The sequence below is a fragment of the Luteibacter anthropi genome (assembly GCF_023699965.1).
GTDB classification, from domain to species: Bacteria; Pseudomonadota; Gammaproteobacteria; order Xanthomonadales; family Rhodanobacteraceae; genus Luteibacter; species Luteibacter anthropi.
Genome location: NZ_CP077072.1, coordinates 2,077,337 through 2,101,986, shown reverse-complemented (window position 1 = coordinate 2,101,986; position 24,650 = coordinate 2,077,337). Strand labels below are relative to the sequence as shown.

At 64.7% G+C, this 24,650-nt stretch carries 21 protein-coding genes; 9 read left to right on the top strand and 12 right to left on the bottom strand.

What is annotated here, in order from left to right:
* Window positions 1–3: 3 nt before the first annotated feature.
* Window positions 4–864 carry a DUF2884 family protein gene (locus KR767_RS09260; RefSeq protein WP_250878910.1) on the bottom strand — a complete coding sequence of 287 codons (861 nt, stop codon included), beginning with the start codon at window positions 862–864 and terminating at the stop codon, window positions 4–6.
* Between the two features lie 119 nt (window positions 865–983).
* Entirely contained in the window at window positions 984–1,619 is a 636-nt protein-coding gene (locus tag KR767_RS09255) for a response regulator (protein ID WP_166950563.1), read from the bottom strand.
* A gap of 110 nt (window positions 1,620–1,729) precedes the next feature.
* On the opposite strand from KR767_RS09255, the gene KR767_RS09250 reads away from it, so the two are divergent.
* Both KR767_RS09250 and KR767_RS09245 read left to right on the top strand, forming a co-directional pair.
* Window positions 1,730–5,254: a transporter substrate-binding domain-containing protein gene (locus KR767_RS09250; protein ID WP_250878909.1), complete on the top strand. Its 3,525-nt coding sequence runs from the start codon at window positions 1,730–1,732 to the stop codon at window positions 5,252–5,254.
* A 108-nt stretch (window positions 5,255–5,362) separates the two neighbouring features.
* Complete coding sequence (locus KR767_RS09245) at window positions 5,363–5,584, top strand: hypothetical protein (RefSeq protein ID WP_250878908.1); 222 nt, start codon at window positions 5,363–5,365, stop codon at window positions 5,582–5,584.
* A 6-nt stretch (window positions 5,585–5,590) separates the two neighbouring features.
* Here the strand turns inward: KR767_RS09245 and KR767_RS09240 are convergent, their stop codons facing one another.
* The 5 genes from KR767_RS09240 to KR767_RS09220 all read right to left on the bottom strand — a co-directional run bounded on the left by KR767_RS09240 (window position 5,591) and on the right by KR767_RS09220 (window position 8,564).
* Window positions 5,591–6,025: a DUF2383 domain-containing protein gene (locus KR767_RS09240; protein WP_250878907.1), complete on the bottom strand. Its 435-nt coding sequence runs from the start codon at window positions 6,023–6,025 to the stop codon at window positions 5,591–5,593.
* A 67-nt stretch (window positions 6,026–6,092) separates the two neighbouring features.
* A complete protein-coding gene (locus tag KR767_RS09235) occupies window positions 6,093–6,848 on the bottom strand; it encodes a DUF2884 family protein (protein WP_250878906.1) in 756 nt (251 codons plus the stop codon).
* Window positions 6,849–6,909: 61 nt separating this feature from the next.
* A complete protein-coding gene (locus tag KR767_RS09230) occupies window positions 6,910–7,455 on the bottom strand; it encodes a hypothetical protein (RefSeq protein WP_250878905.1) in 546 nt (181 codons plus the stop codon).
* 2 nt (window positions 7,456–7,457) lie between these two features.
* Window positions 7,458–7,985 (bottom strand): peroxiredoxin, encoded by a 528-nt coding sequence (locus tag KR767_RS09225; RefSeq protein ID WP_250878904.1) that lies wholly within the window; start codon window positions 7,983–7,985, stop codon window positions 7,458–7,460.
* A gap of 126 nt (window positions 7,986–8,111) precedes the next feature.
* The gene (locus KR767_RS09220) at window positions 8,112–8,564 is read right to left on the bottom strand and encodes a hypothetical protein (RefSeq protein WP_166950577.1); all 453 of its coding nucleotides are present in this window, start codon (window positions 8,562–8,564) and stop codon (window positions 8,112–8,114) included.
* Between the two features lie 207 nt (window positions 8,565–8,771).
* Here KR767_RS09220 and KR767_RS09215 point away from each other — a divergent pair, with 207 nt between their 5' ends.
* The gene (locus tag KR767_RS09215) at window positions 8,772–9,185 is read left to right on the top strand and encodes a universal stress protein (protein ID WP_166950579.1); all 414 of its coding nucleotides are present in this window, start codon (window positions 8,772–8,774) and stop codon (window positions 9,183–9,185) included.
* A gap of 104 nt (window positions 9,186–9,289) precedes the next feature.
* Entirely contained in the window at window positions 9,290–10,111 is an 822-nt protein-coding gene (locus KR767_RS09210; protein WP_166950581.1) for a ferritin-like domain-containing protein, read from the top strand.
* A gap of 521 nt (window positions 10,112–10,632) precedes the next feature.
* On the opposite strand, the gene KR767_RS09205 is transcribed toward KR767_RS09210, so the two are convergent.
* Window positions 10,633–11,343 carry a hypothetical protein gene (locus KR767_RS09205; protein ID WP_250878903.1) on the bottom strand — a complete coding sequence of 237 codons (711 nt, stop codon included), beginning with the start codon at window positions 11,341–11,343 and terminating at the stop codon, window positions 10,633–10,635.
* A gap of 99 nt (window positions 11,344–11,442) precedes the next feature.
* On the opposite strand from KR767_RS09205, the gene KR767_RS09200 reads away from it, so the two are divergent.
* The 4 genes from KR767_RS09200 to KR767_RS09185 all read left to right on the top strand — a co-directional run bounded on the left by KR767_RS09200 (window position 11,443) and on the right by KR767_RS09185 (window position 15,404).
* Complete coding sequence (locus KR767_RS09200) at window positions 11,443–12,702, top strand: MFS transporter (RefSeq protein ID WP_166950585.1); 1,260 nt, start codon at window positions 11,443–11,445, stop codon at window positions 12,700–12,702.
* Window positions 12,703–12,782: 80 nt separating this feature from the next.
* Complete coding sequence (locus KR767_RS09195) at window positions 12,783–14,081, top strand: thioredoxin family protein (protein ID WP_250878902.1); 1,299 nt, start codon at window positions 12,783–12,785, stop codon at window positions 14,079–14,081.
* Between the two features lie 210 nt (window positions 14,082–14,291).
* Entirely contained in the window at window positions 14,292–14,975 is a 684-nt protein-coding gene (locus tag KR767_RS09190; RefSeq protein ID WP_166950591.1) for a glutathione S-transferase, read from the top strand.
* A 99-nt stretch (window positions 14,976–15,074) separates the two neighbouring features.
* Window positions 15,075–15,404, top strand: coding sequence for a hypothetical protein (locus tag KR767_RS09185; protein ID WP_166950593.1), 330 nt, complete (start codon window positions 15,075–15,077; stop codon window positions 15,402–15,404).
* A gap of 70 nt (window positions 15,405–15,474) precedes the next feature.
* On the opposite strand, the gene KR767_RS09180 is transcribed toward KR767_RS09185, so the two are convergent.
* The 3 genes from KR767_RS09180 to KR767_RS09170 form a co-directional block, all read right to left on the bottom strand.
* Window positions 15,475–15,822: a DUF4377 domain-containing protein gene (locus tag KR767_RS09180; protein WP_166950595.1), complete on the bottom strand. Its 348-nt coding sequence runs from the start codon at window positions 15,820–15,822 to the stop codon at window positions 15,475–15,477.
* 223 nt (window positions 15,823–16,045) lie between these two features.
* Window positions 16,046–18,739, bottom strand: coding sequence for a pyruvate dehydrogenase (acetyl-transferring), homodimeric type (gene aceE, locus KR767_RS09175; protein ID WP_166950597.1), 2,694 nt, complete (start codon window positions 18,737–18,739; stop codon window positions 16,046–16,048).
* A gap of 234 nt (window positions 18,740–18,973) precedes the next feature.
* Window positions 18,974–21,265, bottom strand: a complete 2,292-nt coding sequence (locus tag KR767_RS09170) for an NADP-dependent malic enzyme (RefSeq protein WP_284732882.1) — start codon at window positions 21,263–21,265, stop codon at window positions 18,974–18,976.
* Window positions 21,266–21,493: 228 nt separating this feature from the next.
* Between KR767_RS09170 and KR767_RS09165 the strand changes: the two genes are divergently transcribed.
* On the top strand, window positions 21,494–23,302 hold the full coding sequence (locus KR767_RS09165; RefSeq protein WP_250878901.1) for a reprolysin-like metallopeptidase: 1,809 nt from the start codon (window positions 21,494–21,496) through the stop codon (window positions 23,300–23,302).
* A 7-nt stretch (window positions 23,303–23,309) separates the two neighbouring features.
* On the opposite strand, the gene KR767_RS09160 is transcribed toward KR767_RS09165, so the two are convergent.
* Window positions 23,310–24,590, bottom strand: coding sequence for a peptidase MATCAP family protein (locus KR767_RS09160; protein WP_166950602.1), 1,281 nt, complete (start codon window positions 24,588–24,590; stop codon window positions 23,310–23,312).
* Window positions 24,591–24,650: the final 60 nt, after the last annotated feature.

Sequence of the window (24,650 nt, the reverse complement as noted above, 5' to 3'; positions counted from 1 at the left end):
GGCTCAGAAGCTGACGACCTTCTTGCCGGAGTCGTTGGCTTTCTCTTCGTCTTTTTCGTCGTCATTGTCGGAATCCTTGCCGCTGTCCTTGGGCTTGATGGTCATCAGCGCAAGCGGCCTGCCATCGGCCAGGCGGATATGCCAGCCTTGCTGGATATCGGCAAGGTCGTTGACCTGGGGGCAGATCGCGTTGGCGCGTGCGTCCAGGGCCTTGGAGCGCTTGTCCATCTGGGCATCGAGGGACTTGTTCAGCGATTCGCTCCTTGCCTGCAAGGCGGCGACCTTGCTGGAGTCTCCCGACAGCGCCGCGGTCACGGCGCTGGAGGTGACCGAGCCGACCAGTTCGCCCACCGAATCGGATACCGAGCCAACAGCGGTCTCGACCATGCGATCCGACGACCAGTGCCCGGCACCGATGCCCTCGTCGATCGAGCGCAACGACTCGGCCTGCTTGCGGCGCAGCTTCTCCAGCATGCGCTGGCGCTGGTCCGGCTCGGCAAAGGTCATCGTCACCGTGTTCATGGCCGAATAGCCCATATCGATGGCGTCGCGGGCCACGGACGCCACCAGCGGCACCAGCCGGCGCACACCGGCCTCGTAGCGCCGCAGGGCTTCTGCATCGCTGGTGGACACGGCGACGTCGCGACCGTCCACCTTCAGTGCCCCGTCGTGCAGGAAGACCCGCGACGGCGTGCCGTCCTTGCGGTGGAAAGACAGACCGGCCGCCGTGACGTCCAGGTCGTAAGGTGTGGAATAGTCGTGCTTGCAGGTGTCGGTGCTGAAACTGAAGTCCCTTGCTGGCGTGGCGACCGGCATGGCCGCCAGGGCCAGGGCAAGCGTGGTAGCAATGATGGAATGGCGCATGGTCCCCTCCCCGGGAGTGCAACTGTGCCGGCTTGGATGCTTCCGGTCAGGGAAAGGTTTACTCCGACCGGAGAAGGCCGGCATGGGCGATTGGTCACTCCCCCGACTTCCGGCAGGGGTCAGGTGATGCCGTGTTCGCGGGCGTATTCGGCGATCTGGCCGTCGTGATCCAGACCCAGCTTGCGCATGGCGTCGCGCTTCTGCCGGCTGACGGTCTTGATACTGCGGTTGAGGCGTTCACCAATGGCGGTGATCGACAGGCCACCGGCGTAAAGCCGCACCACTTCCAGCTCACGAAGCGAAAGCCGGCCGTGCAAACCTTCGGCCGGCAGGATGCTCTCGTCGAACTGCCGCCGGATCGAATCGCTGTAATAAGGGCGACCGAAAAAGGCGTGCCTGGCCGCGACAGCCACTTCGCGCAATGGCGCACGCTTGTCGCAAAGCCCCAGCGCACCGCGCAGTCGCATGGCCTGCAACACCGCGGCATTGTTCACCATGGTCAGCATCACGATGGGCAGCCGGGGATGACGGCGGCGGATATGGTCGATGAGCAGAAGGCCGTCACCGTGCCGTCCGCCCGGCATGGAGAAATCGCTGATGACGACGTCGCACGGATTCATGGCAAGCAGTGCCAGTAACTGATCGCCGTCGGAGGCTTCACCCACCACTTCGATGTCACCGTTGGCTTCGAGCGCGGCACGCGCGCCCATAAGAACGACGGGGTGGTCATCGGCGATGATCGTGCGTAAAACCATGGGTCTCACTCGCTGCCGGTTAATGTGTAGCTGCTCCCGGGTCGATGTGCTAATCGTCTCATTGCCACAGAGATTACCGTAATTACCCTGTTCGTGGTCGAAGGAACGCCATGAAGTATCTGAAGTTGTTTGTCGTACTACTGAGTTTTCCCACGCTCGCCAGCGCTGCGCTGCCTCCATCCATCGACACGCTGCCTGCGGCGTCAGCCACCTGGATAAAGGCACATCCGGTCATCGTTGCCGCCACCTATGCCGAGGGCTACGCCCCCTTCGAAGTCGTCCGGGACGGACACGTGGAGGGCCTCGCTGCTGACTACCTGCGTGAGCTTGCGGAGGATCTCGGTACCGCTGTTCGCTTCCAGATCTTTCCGGACTGGCCCTCGGCCCTGGCAGCCGCGCAGGATGGCGAGGTGGATGTTCTCATGGACGTAGCGCCGACACCGGACAGGAACGGCAAACTCCTGATCGGTGCGCCTTACTACGAATCGTCTTCCATGCTGGCCGTGCGCCGCGAGGAAAGTGCGATCGTCCACTTCGGCGATCTTCGCGGCCGTCGTGTCGCCACACAGGCCGGATATGCCGAAGACCAGGTGCTGAAGCGCTACGTTCCGGATGTAGTCGTGGTGCGGGAGGCCACCATAGCGGATGCACTGCATCAGCTCGCGCAGGGCGGCGTGGACGCGGTGCTTGGTGATCCTCGCGTACTGGACGTCGCCATGGGCCGTACCGGTCTTCGCCACCAGCTCCGGCTGGGGCCCACGGCTCCGTTGCCCATTACGACACTGTCTTTCGCCGTCGCCACGGAACGCGGACGCGCACCGCTGCTGACGGCACTGGACCATGCACTCAATCGCCTGAAGCCCGCCGATCACGCACGCCTGCGCCGTACATGGACCCACGACGGGCCAGGGCATTTTTCCGAAGATCTCGACATACCCCTGAGTGCCGATGAGCGGGCATGGCTGGCCACGCTACCTCCCCTGCGCATCGGCATCGACCCCACCGCGGCACCGATTACGCTGCTTGATCGGGACGGGCGCGTCGAAGGCATGGCCATCGACTACCTGCGCGACATCACGCATGCGCTCGGTATACGTACCGAAACGGTGCCTGCTGCGAACTGGGACGAAACCACGCGTCGCGCGATGTCCGGTGAGATCGACCTGCTGCCGGCCGCCTCGCCGCGCAACAGCGATCTTGGGCGACAGTTCGACTTTTCGACGCCCTATGCCACGTTCCCCGTCATGATCGTCACGCGGGAGGACGCGCCGACCGTTGTCTCCGCCGATGATCTGGCAGGGCGGCGCATCGCCGCCAACCTCGTGCGTCCCGCCGTGGCCCAGGCGGCGGCGCAGATCGCCGCAAGCGAGACCATTCCCGTGGGTTCCACGCATGAGGGACTGCAAGCCGTGCACTCAGGCAGGGTGGACGCCTTCGTCGGCGATATCGCCAGCACCGAGTACCTGCTGCGTCGCGATTATCCCGGGCGCCTTAAAATGACCGCGTCGACCGGCGTACGGGATGACCTCTCGATAGCCATACAGCGTCGCTATGCACCCCTGCTTCCGCTGATCGATCGCGTGCTGTCGCGCATGCCGGACCGCCGCGCCGAAGCCATCCGCAATACATGGCTGCGTTCGGAATACACCTGGGGCGGATCATGGCGCGAGATCGCACGCAAGGCATGGCTGCCCGGCGTGCTGGCCATGAGCCTGTTTCTTGCCATGACACTCGCCTACTTCCGGCTCCGTCGGGAAACCCGTCGACGCTTGCGCACGGAAGAGCAACTGGCTGACGTGACGCGGAACATCCCCGCCGTGGTGTATCGCTATCTCTATCACGACGACGGCCGAATCGAATTCACCTATGTCGGCGGCAATCCCGAGCCCATCTTCGGGGTGGGGACCGATACCTTCCTGCATGACGAGCGCAGTGCATTCGCGCGGATCGATCCACGCGACCAGGGGCCGCTGGAGGCGCTCATTGCCAGTGCCGCCATGACCCTGTCTGCCGTTCACACGGAAATGCGCATACGCGACAGCCGGCCCATCCGCTGGATCGCCGCCCATGCGGTCCCCCGGCGTCTTGGCTCGCTCGTGGAATTCACCGGCTACTGGATCGACGTCTCCGAACAACACCTGCAATCGGCACAACTGGCTGCCGCCAAGGAAGCTGCCGAGCGGGCCACCCTGGCAAAGAGTCATTTCCTGGCCACCATGAGCCATGAAATCCGCACACCGATGCATGGCGTCATCGGCATGCTCGAAATGCTGGCCGATACACCGCTTACGGCTGAACAGCGCCGGCTTCTCGGCACCGCCGAGCACTCGGCAGATGCCCTCATGCAGATCGTTGACGACGTGCTCGACTTCTCACGCATCGAAGCGGGCTGCCTGGTGGTGGAACCGACACCCGTGGATCTTCGCGCCCTCGCGGAAGGCATCATGGATCTGTTTGCCTGGCAGGCCGAACGCAAGTCACTGCTGCTGAACTGCCATATCGACGAACGCCTGGCACCTGCTCATAGCGTGGATGGCATGCGCCTGCGCCAGGTGCTTCTGAACCTGGTCAGCAATGCCGTCAAGTTCACACCGGATGGCCAGGTCGATGTCACCATCGATGTGATCGCCGACGGCCCTGAACGACAGCGCCTGCGCATCGCTGTGACCGACACAGGCATCGGCATAGCCGCCGACGACCTTACGCATCTGTTCGCACCCTTTCAGCAGGCCGAGTCGTCCACGACGCGCCGATTCGGGGGGAGTGGCCTGGGGCTGACCATCAGCCGTCGCCTGGTCGAACTGCTTGACGGCAGCGTCACTTTGGAAAGCCAACCCGGGCGGGGAACGTGTGTAACCGTGATGCTGGAACTCGCCTGCTGCGCTCTGGCGCTTCCCGTCGCTACACCGCAGCCCGCAGTCTCCGGAACGCAGTACGTACTGAACGTCCTCGTCGCGGAAGACCATCCGACGAATCGTGAACTTATCTGCACGCAGCTGGAAAGACTGGGGCACCGCCATCGCGTCGTTCCCGACGGACGACAGGCGCTTGCGCTGGCGACGAGCGAACGATTCGACGTGCTTCTCACCGACTTGCACATGCCTGGCCTCGATGGCTACACGCTTGCCCGGACACTGCGCGACAACGGCAGTGATCTGCACATTGTTGCGATGACGGCAAATGCAATGATCGGGGAACGCGAGCACTGTTCGGCCATTGGCATGGATGATTTCCTCTCCAAACCGGTACGCATCGACACGCTCCGTCGCGCACTCGACCGATGCCGGCCTGAAGAGCCTTCACCCTGGGACACCAGCCACCTGCTGGAAACGTTCGGTAGTCTCGACGTGCTCTCGTCACTGGTGGACCGGTTCGCGCACGCCACGCAGGAAGACCTGGAAAAGGCTCGGCACCTGGATGATCCGGCCAGCATGGCGGAAACGATCCACAGGATTCTCGGCGGCATGCGGATATTCGGCACATCCCCCGAGGCCGTCATGGGCGAGACCATTGAGCATGCATTGAAGAGCACCACGCCAGACCAGGCCATGGCTCGCGTCCCGGCGTTTCTGGCTTCCGTTTCGGCCTGGACAGAACGCCTTCGTCGCGCCACAGCGAAAGCAGACGATGCATAGACCGCCTTCACAAAATAGTCGCGCTTTTTCAGACTAGTCCGATATCTTTGGGACACCCGCCCCATCGATGATGGTCCGACATCAGCAGACGACCGGGAAGGGCGGGATATGCCGAGACACACCATCGAATATCACATTGCAGACATGGACGGCTCGTGGGGCATCTTCCGCGAGGGCGTGCAGATTGCCGCGCGCACGGATGCCGCCGACGCCATCGCTTTTGCCAACTTCTTCGCCGACCGCGAAACCCTTATCGCGGCGCACCCGGTGCGCGTATCTGCCGATGTGTATCTGCACCGCGAACTGCGCCGCATGCGCAAGGCGGCCTGAGCCGCCTCAGCGGCCCGTCGCGCCGCCCATATGAATCATGTCCAGATGCAGCAGGCGCAGGCGGGCAATATGCCGGCCCACGGTGGCCCTGTCCTTCGATGACGCCTCCAGCCTGAGGAAGGCATCGAGCAACCTCCGCTCCATGTGTTCGAGCGTGCGGATATAAGTGACATCCGGGTTGTGCGACAACTTTACGGAAGCATCCATCATCGTCCGGCGCATGCCGGTAAACGGGCCCGCCGCCGTGGCAGCACGACCGCCACCGGCATTGACCTCGCGCTGCAGCTCTGCCGCGATCCCCGTCAGGGAATCCGCCGATTCTTCCAGGATGGCCTTCAGGCCCGGTTCGCGCACGCCAGCGGCGGCGTGCAGGTATAGATCGCGATCCGCGATGACCCGCCGGATCAACCCATTCACGAGACGTACGGCACTGCGTTCCATGGGAGCCACGTTAGCGTCCCGGGACTTAGCCCCCCCTAAACGTCACCGGCCTTCGCTCAGCCAGCGCTCATTCCCCGTCATTTTCCAGGAGTACAAGCGGCCGGCCATCGGCGTCATGCAGGCCGGATTGCAGGTCCTGCAACTGCCGTACGGTGGGACAAAGGGCTTTGACGCGGGGCTCCAGCGCCGTCTTCAGCCTGGCCAGCACGCGTGCCTGCCCGTTCGTGCTGACACTCGCCACCCGGTCACGCAGGGCCGCCGCGCCTTGCAGGTCGCCATTCACGGCCAGCTGCATCGCCTGGCCGCCCACGTCCTGGGTCAGGATGGGCGCGATGTCCGAGACGATTTCCTGCGCGTAGGTGCGCATGGCGTCCTCCTGCCAGTCGCGGGTGCTCTGGCTGGCGGCGATGCGACGTTTGATGTCGGCAACACGGGCGTTGAGCGCGCGATCCAGTTCACCGCTGGATACCGCATCCGGCGCAGCGGTGGCCGCCTCGTCGCGGACGGCCCGCGCGGCAAGATCCACGCCGTCGCTGGCAATGGCCTTGGCCTTGGGCACCAGCTCGCGCAGACGACTTTCGAACAGCGCCACCCTGTCCTGTTCGTCAGGACGCAACGATACCGCGCGGCCATCCGTGCCGAGGCTGCCGTCGTGCATGCGCACGCTCCGGGGCGCCACCTGCGGCCGCTCGAACAGCAGGGCGTCGGGGCGGATGGTGAGATCGTAGGAGCTGGCCACGCGACACGCGTGGTCCAGCTCCTGGGCCGAGGCGCCGCCGGCAAGGCAGGCGGCGAGCAGGAAGGTGACGGATCGTGGGCTCATGGGCGGTCCGGGAGGAAAGCCCATTCGATAGCGGGCACGACGGGAATCGACGCTGAACCGGCTAAAGCGCGTACTGCCCGAACTGTTCCCGCACCCGGACCGTGCCGAGCTTCCAGGACAGCCAGCCCAGTACCGGCACGGATACCACCTTCAGCGACAGGCCGACGAGCAGCATCATGCGATGCCTTGCCCCCATGGCCAGCAGTTCGGGCGGAAGGCCGGGCTGCCCCAGCACCGCGCCCAGCTGCTGCCACTGGCCGAAGGCGACCCATGCCGTATACGCGGCCCAGGCCATCAACAGCAGGGCCACCGGGCGTAGCCACGTCCGGCCCCACTCGCGCCAGCGCAACGTAGCCAGGGCCAGTGCCATGACGCCGAAGGCCGCCAGGGCATAGCCCAGCGACCAGGCCAGGGCGATACGCGGATCGGCGGCACCGGCAGCGATGGCTTCCGGGCTCAGGGCGCCGATGGACTGGCCGAAGACGTACACGGCATAGCCATTGAGTACGAAACCCACGGCGGAAAGCAGCATCACCAGCCAGACCACGATGCGCCAGACGGCGAACGGATGACCGCCGCCCGGTGCGGAGAGCTTGCGTGCAGGCACGCTCAGGCGCCCTGCTTCTTCAGCTCGGCCAGGTCAGCCAGCACCTGGGCGGAGTTCTTCTCCGGATCGACGTCCTTGTAGACCTTGGCGATCTTGCCGTTCGGATCCACCAGGAAGGTCTCGCGGCGGGCGTACTTCTGGCCGGTGGGCGTGGAGGTGAGCACGTCGTACTTCGTGGCGACGGCGCTGTCGGCATCGGACAGCAGCGGGAACGGCACGTGGTACTTCTCGGCAAACTCCTTGTGCGACTTGACGTCGTCCAGGCTCACACCGAGCACGACGGCGCCTGCCTTGTGCAGCTTGGCCGTGTCGTCGCGGTAGGTGCAGACCTCGGTGGTGCAGCCGGCGGTGAAGTCCTTCGGGTAGAAGTACAGCACCAGCCACTGGCCCTTGTGCGTTTCGAGGGTGTGCCAGTCGCCCTTCTGGTCCTGAAGGTGGAAGTCGGGAGCCTGGTCGCCCACGTTGGGGCCAGCCGCCCAGGCGGTTGCGGTCACGAGGCACAGGGCGATGAGGGTGAGGAAACGACGCATGGGTACGACCTCCGGGGAAAGGGAATCGCAGCAGTGTACTCGCGGCAGGCGCGCGGATGCCTCATCCGGAAACGGAAAAGGGCGCCGGAGGGCGCCCTTTTCCTTGATCGTGCAAGGAACGGCCGATTACTTGACCTGTTCGATCTCGAACTTGCTGAGGTCCACGCCCAGGTTGAAGCCACGGCCCGTACCCGAGATGGCGAGGGACACCTCGCCCTTGGTCATGGCGGCGGCGTCGGCGCTCTTCACGACGCCTGCGTTGGCGCCCGCATTGGCGTAGTCGCCGTAGATCTCGTGGATGCCCTTGACGTTGGTGAACTCACCCTTGCCGTTCTCGATGCTGTACTTGCCAGCGGTGAGGCCGCCGCCACGCACGTGGATGATCACGTTGGCGGTCTGGCCGTTGTCACAGCGAACGGTACCGCGGCCATCGGCCTTCTTGTAGATGACGGCCCAGCCCGTGGTGTTGAAGGTCATGTGGCACTTGGTGGCAGCTTCGGCCGCATGGGCCGGCTGCGCTGCGAACGCTCCTGCCGTTGCCAGAGCCAGGACAGCCATACCAGTAATACGCTTGATCATGTTCGTTATCTCCATGCAGGAAGGTGGCAGGAACCTGCGGACAACATTGTCCGGTCGCAGGATTCTCCACTCACCAATGTGAAGAAACCCAAAGCGGCGCCGGGCTCGTTCAGGAAAGGCGCGGCATCGTTGAGGTCCCGTGAAACGACTCCCCGCTAACAACCGTCAGGCCTACCATGGGGCATCTCAACCACAGGGAGAATCCCCATGCCCAAGCACATCCTCGTCGGCTATGACGGCTCGGAGACCGCCCGGCGGGCGTACCTGTTCGCGCTGGAACTGGCCGACTGCTCGAAGGCCACCGTCTCGGTGGTCTCGGTCTGGCAGACCGAGAACGGCACCGACATGGCCGCGGCCATGATCGCCGACTCGCTTACCGAGCGGGAAAAGGGGCTGCGTGAGGAGGTGCGCCAGCTGGCGCCCGCCTCCCAGGCGGCCGTGAGCGTGAAGCTGGTGCCCGGCAGTCCCGGCGACGCCCTGCTGAAGTACGTCTCCCAGCACGGCGCCGACCACATCGTGATCGGCCATACCGAGCGCGGCGCCCTGGCCCGCTGGCTGCTGGGCTCGACCTCGGTCGACGTCCTGGCCAAGGCCCACGTCCCGGTCACCGTGGTCCGTTGACGCCCCCTGCCGGGCGGTCCGTAGCCATATCCGCCCGGCATTTGTCACAATTCGGTCAGACGCCCAAGGGGGCGGTATCACCTTCGTGCCGAGGAACACCTGCAGTGAGTTACGCCGCCAGCCTGCCATGGACGCTTGAAAAGCTCGATCTGTCTCGTATCGAGGTCGCCAAGGTCAGGGATAACGAAGACCTGTTCTTCCTGCTTTGCAGCTCTTCGTTCGTGGAGAGCGGTTCTGATCTTTATACGCACAACCTGGTCGATCACTTCGCGGGCGATGATGAACTGCAGGGCTGGCTGCGCGACCACTGGGAGCACGAGGAGCTGCAGCATGGCCGCGCCCTGGCTGCCTATGTGAAACACGTGTGGCCGGAGTTCGACTGGGACACCGGCTTCAAGAGCTTCTTCGCGCATTACGGCTCGGTCTGCACGGCGGAGGAACTCGAACCCAATCGTGGGCTTGAACTGGCCGCGCGTTGCGTCGTGGAAACCGGCACGGCCAGTCTTTATCGCGCGCTCAACGACGTCACCGACGAGCCGGTGCTGCGCGAGCTGACCAACCTCATCAAGAGCGACGAAGTACGTCATTACAAGCACTTCTACCAGGCGTTTCGCGTGTATCGCGAGCGCGATCGCATCGGCCGTTTCAGCACGTTGCGGACGCTGGTCAAGCGCCTGAGCGAGATCAAGAACGAGGACAGCGACATCGCGCTGCGCCACGTGTTCAACACGCGCTATCCGGAGAAGGCCCAGGACGACGTCGAGTTCCGTCGTGTCACCTCGCGGGCCGAGGGCATGTTGAAGAAACACATTCCCGCCGAGATGACGGTGAAGATGTTGCTGCGTCCGCTGGATCTGCCGGCAAAGCTCAATCACTTCCTTGAAAAGCCGCTAACGAAGATTACCGAGCGGTTGTTCCTGCACTGACGGTTAGGGTTGTCTGCGGGCTTTTGTGTAGGGGTCGTATTCGCGAGAACCCTGTGCACTGCACTGGATTCCTGCGTGCGCAGGCATGACGTGAATGGCGTGGGGAAGGCCGCCCGTCGTTCCTGTGAAAACAGGAACCCAGCGCGCCGGTTTGCCAGCATGACGAGAGTGCTGCATCGGCTCTGGCGTAGGAGACATCATCGCGACAACCGGCTGCACCGCTCTGGGTTCCAGCTTTCGCTGGAACGACGGTTAGGCGGGGTGACGGCAACCCTTGGCTTGTCGTTCCTGTGAAAACAGGAACCCAGCGCGCCGGTTTGCCAGCATGACGAGAGTGCTGCATCGGCTCTGGCGTAGGAGACATCATCGCGACAACCGGCTACACCGCTCTGGGTTCCAGCTTTCGCTGGAACGACGGTTAGGCGGGTGACGGCAACCCTTGGCTCGTCGTTCCTGTGAAAACAGGAACCCAGCGCCCCGGTTCACCAGCAACACGGGGCGCCACGCCGGCTTTCAGCGCGTCACTTTTTCTTCTTCGGCACCGCCTGCCACTTCGCATCATCGAAGCCGCCAGTTTCGAAGGTGAGCGTAGTCTCGCCACGGCTGATGGTCACCACGTCGATGGTCAGCCGCTTTGTCTTCGCCAGGTCCTTCAGGAACTGCGCATCGTTGCGAAAGAGCAGCGCCGGCTCGCCGGTGGGCGGACGGAAGGCCTTGATGGTTTTCTCCTTGCCGTCGAAGCTGGCCTTCAGCGAGCAATCACCCTTGCAGACGAAGCCCTTGCCCGCTACGGCATACAGGAACACGCTCTGGCCCCAGTCGGTATGCCTGCGCAGGATGAGCCGCACGGTTTCCTCGCCGGACGGCCGTGACGACTGGATCGTGGCCGTGCTCTGCGTACCACCCTGCATCGGCGACACCTGATAAAGCCACAACGCCGCCAGCCGGTTCTTCTCGGTGGTTTCCTTGTAGTTTTTCTCCAGCGCATCGAGGGTCTTCTTCACCTCGGTGGCTGCCGGGGTATCCGGGTAGCGGTCGACGATTTCATGCCCCAGCTGCACGGCCGGACCATCGTTATGCAGCTTCAGCAGCTGCTGGTAGGTCTCCAGCTTCTTCGCCGCCTCGTCGGCCTGGGTGTTCGCGGCCGGAGCCTGCTGGGCGGCCGGCTGATCCTGCGAGGACGAACAGGCTGCGAGGGCGAGAACGGCGAAGAGCGGAGCGATACGGCGCATGAGGAGGCAATCCCTGGGAAACGTGTCCCTAAGCTTCGCCCCGGGGCGGCGCACCTGGCAAGGCAGGCGTAGAATCGCCGCGTCCCCCAAGGATCGATCATGCCTCCCTCAGACCCTGGAGCGGCATCGCTGCTCCATCATCGCGCCTTCCTGCAGTACTGGTTCGCCAAGAACGCCTCCAGCTTCGGCTTCCAGATGATGTCCGTGGCCGTCGGCTGGCAGATCTACGCCATCACCGGACGCGCCCTCGACCTCGGCCTGATCGGCCTGGTGCAATTCGTCCCCTCCGTGGTCCTCGCCCTGCCCGCCGGGCACCTCGCCGACCAGTTCGACCGTCGCCGCATCGTCACCCTCTGCCAGATGGTGGAGTGGGTTGCCATCGCGGTGCTGGCCACGCTGAGCTTCACGAAGCACCTGGACGAAGCCGGCATCCTCGCCCTGGTGTTCGTGGTGGGCGTGGCCAAGGCCATCGAATTCCCCGCCATGCAGTCGATGCTGCCAGCCCTGGTACCCGCGGCGATCCTTCCCCGCGCCATGGCGTCCAGCTCGGCGGCAGGCCAGGCGGCGATGATCGTCGGCCCTGCGCTGGGCGGCCTGCTCTATGTCGCCGGAGCGGGCGTGGTCTATACGGTCTCCGCCCTGCTCTACCTCACCGCCCTGGTGCTCATGAGCCGGCTCACCTACGACCACCAGCCGCCACGACGCGAGCCCGCCACCCTTAAGACGCTGTTCGCCGGTGTGCACTTCATCCGCCACCGGCCGGCCGTGTTCGGTGTGATCTCGCTCGATCTGTTCGCGGTGCTGCTGGGCGGGGCCACGGCGCTGCTGCCGATCTTCGCCCGGGACATCCTGCATACCGGTCCCTGGGGACTTGGCCTGCTGCGATCGGCACCAGCCGTGGGCGCCCTGCTGATGTCCGCGTGGCTCGCCCACCACAGCCTGCGCCGGAACGTGGGCATGACCATGTTCGCGGCCGTGGCCGGCTTCGGCGTAGCGACGCTGGTGTTCGCGATATCGACCTCCCTGCCGCTGTCCCTGGTCGCCCTGTTCGCCCTGGGCGCCTTCGATACGGTGAGCGTCGTGATCCGGGGTTCGCTGGTCCAGCTGGAGACGCCCGACGACATGCGGGGCCGGGTGAGCGCGGTCAATGCCATCTTCATCAATACCTCGAACCAGCTCGGCGAGTTCGAGTCGGGCATCCTCGCCGCCGCCCTGGGCGCGGTGAACGCCACTTTGATCGGGGGCATCGGCACGCTGGTGGTGGTGGGCCTGTGGATGTGGTGGTTCCCTTCGCTGAGGAAACGCCAGGGGCTGATGTCCGACCCCGAGCCCGTGGAGGGCGCCAGCGGCACGGTATAATATAACAAATCATTATTTGGCAATGGATGCCGGAATTGTTATAGGAGTGGACTTCCATACCACCAAAGGGGGAGTCCACCATGAAGCGACTGCTCGTCGCCAGCCTCGTCGCCCTCGCCCTGCCGGCTTTCGCCGCGCACGAGGGCCCGCCCAGCATCGATGCCGCCCTGGCCCAGGCCAAGCGCGAGAACAAGCCGGTGCTGATCGATTTCCAGGCCGTGTGGTGTTACTCCTGTTACTACATGGCCAGCCACGTGCTGAACGGCAAGGAGTGGACCGACCTCAACAGCAAGGTCGTGTTCTATGAAGCCGATGCCGACAAGCCGGCCGACCAGGCCTGGATGAAACAGCACAACGTGCATTTCCTGCCCACGTATGTCGCCATCGGTCCCGACGGCGAGGAACTGGGCCGCATCCTGGCCGAGCGCCCGCGCGAGAAGTTCTATCCCGAGGTGGCCAACCTGCTCTCCGGCGATGCGCGCCTGTCGAAGCAGAAGGCCGAGGCCGCCAAGGGCTCGCTGGCCTCGGTGGCCGACGTGCTCGATACCTACCAGCAGCGCTACCAGGGCACCGAAGGCATGGCCTGGTTCGATACGCTGCCGCCGATGGTGCGCAACGTGTCCGACAAGGACAAGCGCGTCGCGCTGGCGAAGCAGCGCCTGTTGCTGCTCCAGGCCAAGGACCACAAGGACAACGCGGCGATCGCTGATGCCGCCGCGAAGGTGCTGGCTGCCGACATAGGCTGCGAACGCCCTTATGTGCTGGACGATCTGATCGGCGCCACCGAATCGCAGAAGGCCGATGCACGTCGCACCACGCTGTCGCCGCAGAAGGCGCCTTACGAGCAGTACCTCGCCTCACAGGTGTTCACCGCTTCGCCGGCCTGCGCCGACCAGCGCAGCGCCGTGCTCACCGCTGCCGATCTCGACGAAGCACTGGGCGATCACGATGCCGAGCAGGCCGTGCTGCGCAAGGGTATCGACCTGAGCCGTGAGAAGCTGCATGGCGACCTGAAGAGCGATCGTAATCTGGCCGACAACCTGCGCGTCTACCTCGTTCGCGCGAAGGCCACCGATGAGCTGGATACGCTGGAAAAACAGCTGATTGCTGCGTATCCAGACGACTACGTCTACAACTACCGTTATGGACGTCGTCTCGTGGATAGCGGCAAGGCGGCCGAGGGCCTGCCTTATCTCGATGCTGCGGCGAAGAAGGCCTATGGTGCCAATGCGATCACGGTGGCGTCGGTGCGGGTGAAGGCATTGAAGTCGCTGAATCGTGGCGCAGAAGCCAGGAAGCTCGTGGCGCAGACCGTCGCCGCACAGGGTAAGGCCTTCCCCGAACAGACAAAGAAACTGCAAGACAGCCTGAACTCATGACCCCTTTTGTAGGAGCGCGCCTTGCGCGCGACCGGTTATCGCGAAAACATGCATCGTTTCGTTTCACCGGTCGCGCGCAAGGCGCGCTCCTACAGGGAAGCGCTCGCAGGCAGGATATGACGTTAACCACGACCCCACTCCCCTGCCGTCGATGGCATGTAGACGAAGCGCACTGATACCCTGCCATCTCCTACACGCCGGGCCGCTGCCATGATCGTCGTTCACCACCTCAACAATTCGCGCTCGCAGCGCGTGCTCTGGCTGCTGGAGGAACTTGGCCTGCCCTACGAGATCGTGCGCTACCAGCGCGATCCGAAAACCATGCTGGCACCGAAGGAAATGCGGGCCATCCATCCGCTGGGCAAATCGCCCATCGTGGTCGATGGCGACGTGACGGTGGCCGAATCCGGCGCCGTCGTGGAATACCTGGTATCGCGTTATGGCCAGGGCCGCCTGAAGCCCGCCGAAGGCACGCCGGATGCCCTGCGTTACACCTATTTCCTGCATTACGCGGAAGGTTCCGCGATGCCGCCCCTGCTGCTGAAGCTGATCTTCATCCGCATGGAATCGGCACCCGTACCGTTCTTCGCGAAGCCCGTCGCACGCATGCTGGCGCGCGGTGCGCAAAAGGCCTTCGTCGATCCGCAGCTCACCCTTCACCTGGATTACCTCGAAAACGAAATCGGCAAGACAGGCTGGTTCGCCGGAGACGCTTTCTCGGCGGCCGATATCCAGATGAGCTTCCCGCTGGAAGCGGCGGCGAGCCGTGGTGCCCTGGGCGCGTCCCGGCCAAACCTCATGGCCTTTCTCGACAGGATTCACGACCGTCCCGCCTACCAGGCGGCACTGGAACGCGGCGGCGACTACGACCTGGCGCCCAGCCGCCCTCGCTGAATCCCTGTTCAATCGCGCACTTGCCTGTTTACACCGCCCTCACGGGCGGCATCGCAAAGTCGATGCTCGTCCGTAACGTCTTGCAATAGGGAGCGCCCCATGAGCAGAAACCGCGAGTTCGCCCGTCAGGTCGAGAGTGCCGTCAACGGCGTTTCGGGCCGTGTCCGCCACTACGCCGACGAAGCGGCTGACACGGGCCACGACCTGCTCGACCGCACCCGCCGGGTGACCAGCAAGTTCGCCCGTCGCAACAACGGCAATGCGCAGCGCCTGCGTTATATGGCCGAGGATTTTGCCGATGAAGCCACGTATCAGTACCGCAGGCTGCGTAAGCAGGTTCGCCGCAACCCGGGGCTGACGCTCGGCATTGCCGCCGCGGCCATTGGCAGCTTTCTGCTGATTCGCCATGTGCTGCGCGACGACGATTGATCGTCGACCACAGCGTGCAATGGAAAAGGCCGGGAGCTGTCCCGGCCTTTTTTGTGTTTAGTCCGAATGCTTACGGGACAGGCGGCTTGTCCACGGCGTGCTGTTCGACAATCTTGTCGACGCGCCAGCGAATGGCCGAGGCGTCGGCGGGCGGATTCTTCACGACGACTTCGGTGATCTTGAGCAGATACTCATGACCCGCCTGCCACTGGAAGTTGTCGATGGGAGCGTAGTTGAGCTGCCAGGGTTCGTTCGGCTGTTCGCGGTACTGTAGGCATTCGGTCTTCATCACACCCGTGGAACACGGGGCTTTCTGGGCCGCCACGTAGATCAGGCGCGAGCGTGAGCCGTGCTCGCCGGAGGTGGTGGCACAGGCGGCCAGTGAGAGAGCAGCGGCAGTGACGAAGGCAAGGCGCATGACGGAATTCCTGGAGTGTTGCGCCGATTCATAACACACCCCAGGTGACGCGCCCGCCAACGCCGGCTTCTTTTGTAGGAACGCGCCTTGCGCGCGACCATTCAAGGCGATGAGTTCAAGATTTTCGCGACAACCGGTCGCGCGCGAGGCGCGCTCCTACAAAAGGCGGAACGAAGAAGGCCGGGGTTTCCCCCGGCCTTTTCGTTCCTCACCTTCCGCCGGATCAGACCGTCATCGGGTTGGGCTTGTCCATGTCGAGCTTGTATTCCTTGATCGCGCGGCTGACGTCCTTCGCGTTGACCTTGCCGTCCTTCGCGAGGGCAGCCAGGGCAGCGTGGGCGATCCAGTAACGATCGACCTCGAAGTGCGAGCGCAGGTTGGCGCGGGTATCGCTGCGGCCGTAGCCGTCGGTGCCCAGCACGGTGTAGCGCATGCCGTCCGGCATGAACGCACGCACCTGGTCGGCCAGCTCGCGCACGTAGTCGGTGGCGGCGATGGCCGGGCCCTGGCGATCGGCGAGCAGGCCGGTGATGTACGGCACGCGCTGCGGCGATTCCGGATGCAGACGGTTCCAGCGCTCGGCATCGAAGCCTTCGCGACGTACTTCGGAGAAGCTCGGCACCGACCAGATGTCGGCGGAGACGCCGAAATCCTTCTCAAGCAGCTCGGCAGCGGCGATGACTTCGCGCAGGATCGTGCCCGCACCCATCAGCTGCACGCGCGGCTCGTTCTTCTTCGGCTTGCCGGCGTCCTTGAACAGGTACATGCCCTTGACGATGCCTTCCTCGCTGCCCTTCGGCAGGTCGGGGTGGGCATAGTTCTCGTTCATGACCGTGATGTAGTAGTAGACGTCTTCCTGCTCCTGCATCATGCGGCGGGTGCCATCCTGCAGGATGACGGCCAGCTCGTAGGAGAAGGTGGGGTCGTACGACACCACGTTCGGGATCGCTCCGGAGAGCAGGTGCGAATGGCCGTCTTCGTGCTGCAGGCCTTCACCGTTGAGCGTGGTGCGACCCGAGGTGCCGCCGATGAGGAAGCCGCGCGCGCGCATGTCGCCGGCAGCCCAGCAGAGGTCGCCGATGCGCTGGAAGCCGAACATCGAGTAGTAGATGAAGAACGGCAGCATCGGGGTGTTGCTGATGCTGTAGCTGGTGGCAGCCGCCAGCCAGGCGCTCATGCCGCCGGCTTCGCTGATGCCTTCCTGCAGCACCTGGCCCTTCTGGTCTTCACGGTAGTAAAGCAGCTGGTCGGCGTCCTGCGGGCGGTACTTCTGGCCAAACGGCGCGTAGATGCCGATCTGACGGAACATGCCTTCCATGCCGAAGGTGCGGGCCTCGTCGGCCACGATGGGCACGATGCGGGGGCCAAGCTCCTTGTCGCGCAGCATGAGGTTCATGCCACGGACCAGGGCCATGGTGGTGGAGATTTCGCGATCGCCCGTGCCCTTGGTGATCTGCTCGAAGGCTTCGAGCGACGGAGCCTGGAACGACGTGTCGGACTTGCGACGACGCTGCGGCAGCGAACCGCCGAGCGCGCGACGGCGCTCGAGCATGTACTGCACTTCCTCGGAGTCCTTGCCCGGGTGGTAGTACGGCACTTCGTCGAGCTTGTCGTCGGGCACCGGGATGTTGAAGCGGTCGCGGAAGGCGCGGATCGCGTCGGTGTCCATCTTTTTCTGGTTGTGCGCCGGGTTCTGCGATTCACCGGCGGCGCCCATGCCGTAGCCCTTCACCGTCTTGGCGAGGATCACGGTGGGCATGCCCTTGGTGTTCACGGCCGCGTGGTAGGCCGCGTAGACCTTGTGCGGATCGTGGCCACCGCGGTTGAGGCGCCAGATGTCGTCGTCGGACATGTTGGCGACCAGCGCGGCGGTTTCCGGATACTTGCCGAAGAACTTCTCGCGCGTGTACGCGCCGCCGAAGGCCTTGCATGCCTGGTATTCGCCGTCCACGGTTTCCATCATGAGCTGGCGCAGCTTGCCCGTGGTGTCGCGGGCCAGGAGCGGATCCCAGTAGCTGCCCCAGGCGACCTTGATGGCATTCCAGCCGGCGCCACGGAACACGCCTTCCAGTTCCTGGATGATCTTGCCGTTGCCACGCACCGGGCCGTCGAGGCGCTGCAGGTTGCAGTTGATGACGAAGATGAGGTTGTCGAGGCCTTCGCGGCCGGCCAGGGAGATCGCACCCAGCGATTCCGGCTCGTCCGACTCGCCGTCGCCCATGAAGCACCAGATCTTGCGATCGGTCTTCGGCATCAGGCCGCGGTGTTCGAGGTACTTCCAGAACTGGGCCTGGTAGATCGCCTGGATGGGGCCGAGGCCCATCGAGACGGTGGGCACCTGCCAGTAGTCCGGCATGAGCCAGGGATGCGGGTACGAGGACAGGCCACGGCCCTTGCCTTCCACTTCCATGCGGAAGAGGTCGAGCTGGTCTTCGCCGATGCGACCTTCCAGGAACGAGCGGGCGTAGACGCCCGGCGCCGAATGGCCCTGGTGGAACACCAGGTCGCCCGGGTGCTCGGCGCTGGGGGCGCGCCAGAAATGGTTGAAGCCCACGTCGTACAGGGTGGCCGACGAGGCGAAGCTGGAAATGTGGCCGCCGAGGTCGCCGGGCTTGCGGTTGGCGCGCACGACGGTGGCCAGGGCATTCCAGCGGATCAGCGAGCGGATGCGCCATTCGATGGCCGCATCACCCGGGCTGCGCGCTTCCATGTGCGGCGGGATGGTGTTGACGTACTCCGTGGTCGGGGCAAACGGCAGGTAGCCGCCGGCACGACGGGTGGAGTCGACCATGCGCTCAAGCAGGTAGTGAGCGCGCTCGGTGCCATCGTGATTGATGACGGCGTTGAGCGACTCGACCCATTCACGGGTCTCGGTGGGGTCGAGGTCCTGGTTGAGGATATCGTCGATCTGGTCCATGGATGCTCCGCTCGCGCATGACGCGCGCTCATGGTGACTGGAGGAGCCCGCTTGGGGTGGCGGGAAACCTGCTGATGATACTCCAAGCTTTCGGCATACGCGGCCGTACGGCCCATTTGTATCGATTTAACTGTAGGAGCGCGCCTTGCGCGCGACCGGGGGTGCGGCAACCGTGGATGGTTACCTCATGCCCGGTCGCGCGCAAGGCGCGCTCCTACAGAAAGAGCCCTGGCTTCAGGACCTTGGCTTGGAACCCGCGCGGATCTGGGCCTCGACACAGGCAACCGAGGTCATGTTCACCACCCGGCGGACCGTGGCCTGCGGGGTGAGGATGTGGGCCGGCTTGGCCACGCCCATGAGGATCGGACCGATGACCACGCCGTCGCAGAGCACGCGGATCATGTTGTAGGCCGTGTTGGCCGCGTCCAGGTTCGGGAACACGAAGACGTTGGCCTCGCCCTCCAGGCGCGAGTTCGGGAAGATCCGCTCGCGCAGTTCCGGGGTGAGGGCCACGTCGGCCTGCATCTCGCCCTCCACTTCCAGCTTGGGCACCTTCTGGCGGATGAGCTTCAGCGCCTCGCGCATCTTCCGCGAGCTGGGCGTCTCACGGCCGCCGAAATTCGAGTTCGACAGCAGAGCGATCTTCGGCTGCACGCCGAACAGCTTCAGGCGGATGGAGGCCTGCAGCGTGGCCTCGGCGATCTGCTCGGCCGTGGGGTCGTCCTGCACATAGGTGTCGAGGAAGAAGAACGTGCCCTTTTCCGTGGACACCGCCGCCATGGCGGAAGCCTCGGCCACGCCGTCGTCCAGGCCGATGATGTCGCGGATGTATTCCAGCTTGCTGTGGTAGGTGCCCACCAGGCCGCAGATCATCGCGTCGGCTTCGCCGCGCTGGACCATGAGGGCCGCGATCACGGAGGGACGCGAGCGCACCACGGCCTTGGCCGAGGCCGGCGTGACGCCACGGCGCTCCATGATGGAGTGGTACAGGCGCCAGTAGTCTTCGAAGCGCGGGTCGGAGTGGATGTTGCACAGTTCGAAATCGACACCGGCCTTCAGGCGCAGGCCAGCGCGGGCGATACGCTTCTCGATGACGTCCGGGCGGCCCACCAGGATGGGACGGGCCAGGCCTTCGTCCACCACGGTCTGCACGGCGCGCAGCACGGTGTCTTCCTCGCCCTCGGCGTAAACCACCCGCTTGGGGTCGGCCTTGGCGCGGTCGAACACCGGCTTCATGAGCAGGCCCGTGCGGAACACGAAGCCCGTGAGCTCTTCGACGTAAGCCGGGAAATCCTCGATGGGACGGGCGGCCACGCCCGAATCCATCGCCGCGCGGGCAATGGCCGGCGGCAACTGGATCACCAGGCGCGGGTCGAACGGCTGCGGAATGAGGTACTCCGGACCGAAGCTCGGCGGCTTGCCACCGTAGGCACGCGCGCTCACGTCGGACGCTTCGCGGCGGGCCAGCTCGGCGATGGCCTTCACGCAGGCCACCTTCATGGCCTCGTTGATCACCGACGCGCCGACATCCAGCGCACCGCGGAACAGGTACGGGAAGCACAGGGCGTTGTTGACCTGGTTCGGGTAATCCGAGCGGCCCGTCGCCATGATGCAGTCCGGGCGCACGGCCTTGGCGTCTTCCGGCAGGATTTCCGGGTTGGGATTGGCCAGCGCGAAGATGATCGGACGGTCGGCCATGGTGGCCACCATCTCAGGCTTCAGGATGCCGCCGGCGGACAGGCCCAGGAAGATATCGGCGCCTTCGACGATCTCGGCCAGCGTGCGCTTGTCGGTATCGCGTGCGTAACGTTGCTTGTCGGGATCGAGATCGGTGCGACCGGAATGCAGCACACCGTCGCGGTCGAAGGCGAGGATGTTTTCCTTCTTCATGCCCAGGGTCACGAGCATGTCCACGCAGGAAATGCCTGCCGCGCCCATGCCGGTGGTGGCGAGCTTGACGTCTTCGATCTTCTTGCCGGTGACCAGCAGCGCATTGATGACGGCCGCACCGACGATGATCGCCGTGCCGTGCTGGTCGTCGTGGAAGACGGGGATCTTCATCCGCTCGCGCAGCTTGCGCTCCACGACGAAGCACTCCGGTGCCTTGATGTCTTCGAGGTTGATGCCGCCGAAGGTGGGTTCGAGGCTGGCGATGATCTCCACCAGCTTGTCCGGATCGGTTTCGTTGATCTCGATGTCGAACACATCGATGCCGGCGAACTTCTGGAACAGCACGCCCTTGCCTTCCATCACCGGCTTGCTGGCGAGCGCACCGATGTTGCCCAGGCCGAGCACGGCGGTGCCGTTGGAGATCACGGCGACGAGGTTGGAACGCGCAGTGAGTTCGGCGGCGGTCTGCGGATCGGCGACGATCGCATCGCACGCGGCGGCGACGCCCGGCGAATACGCCAGCGACAGATCGCGCTGGGTCAGCAGCGACGTGGTCGGCGTGACCTTGATCTTGCCCGGGCGGGGAAGGCGGTGGTACTCGAGGGCGGCTTGCCTCAGTTCCTCGGAAATGGCCATGGGATCCTGCGGGATGTAATGGGAAAAAGGAAAAGTGGGGTTGCGGCCCGTCGCCGCGCGATATAGGGATCCATGTTAGCACCGGGGCGGTCGCTCTCCGCCGCTCCGGTGTGATCCATTGCGACCGGCTGTGATAGGCAAAACCTACGTAGCGACGCAGGCACGAACGACCGCGCCCGGCCATGCGCCTGCGTACGCTCGAAAGCCCTCTTTTCATGGAGGCTTTCCATGCCCCTGCTTGCACTTGCCCTGTCCACCGCGCTTACGACGCCACCCGATCCCGAAGCGCTTCGCGCAGCCCTTTCCGCGGTGCCGACGAACGGCTCCGATGGCCTGGATATCGATCTGCCGATGAGCGATGGCGGGCTCTCGCGCTTCCATCTGGTCGATTCGCGCACCCTTCCGGCCAGCCTGATGCGCAGGTATCCCGGCCTGCGCAGTTTTCGCGGTCATGACGCGACGGGACGCAGCGCACGGCTCGACGTGTCCCGGAGTGCCACGCACCTGAGCCTCCGCGATGGAAACGACACGTGGACCCTGCGTTTGAACGGTCATGATGTGAGCGTAAGCACGCCCGTGCCGCCCCGGCATTCCTTATCAATCAACTCGCCCCTGATCGCAACGCGTCCATCCCGGCAACATCCATTCAATGGTGCGACGCACCATGATTTTCGTATCGCCGTTGCATCGACGAGTCGTCGCACGGCGAAGTTCGGCGGCACCGTGGAAGGCGGTCTTGTCGCGGCCGCACATGAGGTGAACAGGGCCAACGACATCCTCGAAACGGATTTCGGTGTCCACCTGACACTCGCGGCACGTAACGACCGCCTCATCCTGACCCGGCCGGAAGACGATCCGTTCGAGGCCTCGGAACCAGGGCCGGCGTCGGTTGAATTCATCAATCGCCGGATCGGCGAGAGCGCATACGACATCGGCCATACGCTGACTGACATCTTCGGTGGCTACAGTGAAACCGGCACGTCATGCAGCAACGATCTCTCGGCCGACTTCCACGCCACGCACAAGGCAGCAGGCTGGAGCGGACACGCGCATCCGGATACAGAACCCTACGCGCAGGATTTCATGCTCCACGTCCTGGGCTCGCAATTGGGCGCATGGCCCACGGCAAATGGCTGCATACGCTTCACTCTGGACGATCGGGCCTTCGAACCGGGCAGCGGCAGCACGGCCATGGGCTACGCACCGACACGCTGCGGCGGCGAGGCACAATGGCTGCAACCGCGTTCCGACGCCTATTTCCACGCGGCGAATATCGCTCAGGTGCGTTCCTGGCTGGCATCACGCGGTGGAAGCTGCGCGCGCAAGCGTCTGGGCAAAGCCAGTGCGCCATGGATCGACCCGGCATCCGTTGCCGAGGAAGCCGTCATCCCCGCACGCACGCCGTTCCTGCTGGATGCTCGGGTATTTCCCGGCGAACCGGGCAGGCGACTGACTTACACCTGGGAGCAGATGGATGCCGGGCCGGAGCAGAAAGGCGCGCTGAAGGACGACGGCCAGGGGCCGCTGTTTCGCTCGATGCCACCGGCCACTACGTCACAACGGGTCTTTCCCCGGCTCGCCGCCCTGCTGGGCCGCGAAGATGCGGCCCCGGGCGAGGCGTTACCTACAACGAACCGGCTGCTGAATTTCCGGCTCACCGTACGTGACAACGGCGGCGATGACGCGACCACTGCGCACGCAGACCGGCGCCTGCGCGTCGTGGATACCGGCCGGCCGTTTTCCATGACGATGCCGGCAGCCGCGACGCGACTCGCACCGGGTGCATCCCTGGCGGTGCAATGGGATGTCGCCGGTACGACACAGCCACCGATTTCCTGTCACTTTCTCGATGTGCATCTATCCGTGGACGGCGGCGAGACATGGCCTTACGAACTCGCCCGCGACGAACGCAACGACGGCGAGGCGACACTTGTACTTCCCACCGACGTGCCTCCCACGGACAAGGGCCGCCTGCGCATCCGCTGCGACTGGCGACCGTTCTTCGCTGTTTCGCCGGGGGATTTCAGTATCGGGTAACGCGCGTCTACAGGCCGAGCGAGATTTCCTCGGCCTCGACTCTCGCCATGTGGATGTGATTCACGAACAGCGAAAAGGCCAGCTTGCCGGCCAGTCCATGCACGTGCTGCATCCACGGCGGCAGGTAGCGCGGCGGTGCGATGTCACCGTTCGCGAAATGCGCTTCGAGACTCATCACGTCGTGCAGTGCCAGCTTGCCGGCAAACAGGTTGCGCAGCAGGTCCAGCCTGCGCTGGCGCAGGGCCCAGCGGAAGAAGGTGTGCACCGCGAGCAGGCCGGTCAGGTAGACGTTGTCCTTCGCAAAGGCCGAGCCACCGGTGAGCGGCACGCCACGGAAGACGCGCTGCGCCGAATGGAAGCTGTCCGGCACGTTCTGCCCGCATTCGCGGAAATAGCGGAACACTTCGACGAAATCGGCGCCGTTCAGCGCCATGTCGATCGCGAGGATGCGCAGGCTGATGCGTTTCAGGCGCGAGATGTCGATGGCGCCGGACATCAGCTCAGCGAACACGGCCAGGCCTTCCTGGGTTGCCGTGACACGGGGCGAGGTGCGGGCCAGCGAGGCCAGCACCGGCTGCTCGCGACCATTTAGCGCTGTCAGGGAGTGAACGAAGGCTTCGTGGGCCAGGAGCTGGTGGCGGTCGTACTCGGTGAAGCGGGCACCGCCACGCAGGCGGATGCGGGTCGCGCCGGCCGCGGCCTTGGCCGTGAGTTCCGGGTCCACTTCCACCGAGATGGTGCCGGGGGCGAAAAAGGCGTCCAGCTCGCGGGCCATGTCGCGCTGCAGCGATTCGGCCGGGATATTGCCTGCCGCGTCCTCGGTTTCGAGGTCGGCACCCAGTTCATCGGCAAGGTCGACGAAGTAGCGCGCCGCGTCGAGGTTGCTGCGACTGCTACCCGGGATGGCGTCACCCGGGCGGCCGTACAGGAGGATGGAGGCATCGGTGACGCCGTCGGTACCGGCCGCGTCCAGCATATGGGTCGCGATGCGCCAGGACTCGGCTGTACGCCGCAGGTATTCGGCGATGGGGTGGTCTTCGCCGGCGTCCTTCTCGATGTCCTCCAGTTCCGCCCGGGTCTCGCCCAGTTCGGGGCGGTGGTAGCGGATCTCGGGCAGGGACAGCCGCCCGGCGCTGAATTCGGCAATCAGCCGCTCTTCGACCGAGGCCGGCCAGGAAACGGTCGGCAGGATGCGGATATTGCGGACCGCCGCCAGCAGACGCTGGTCCAGGGCCGCAAAGCGGCGCATATCGGCGGAGAGAACAGCGGAGTCGGCCTTGGCGTGCATGGGCCGGAGTATAAGCCCAGCCGGCAGGCCGGGCCTTGCAGGAGCGTGCTTCGCGCGCGA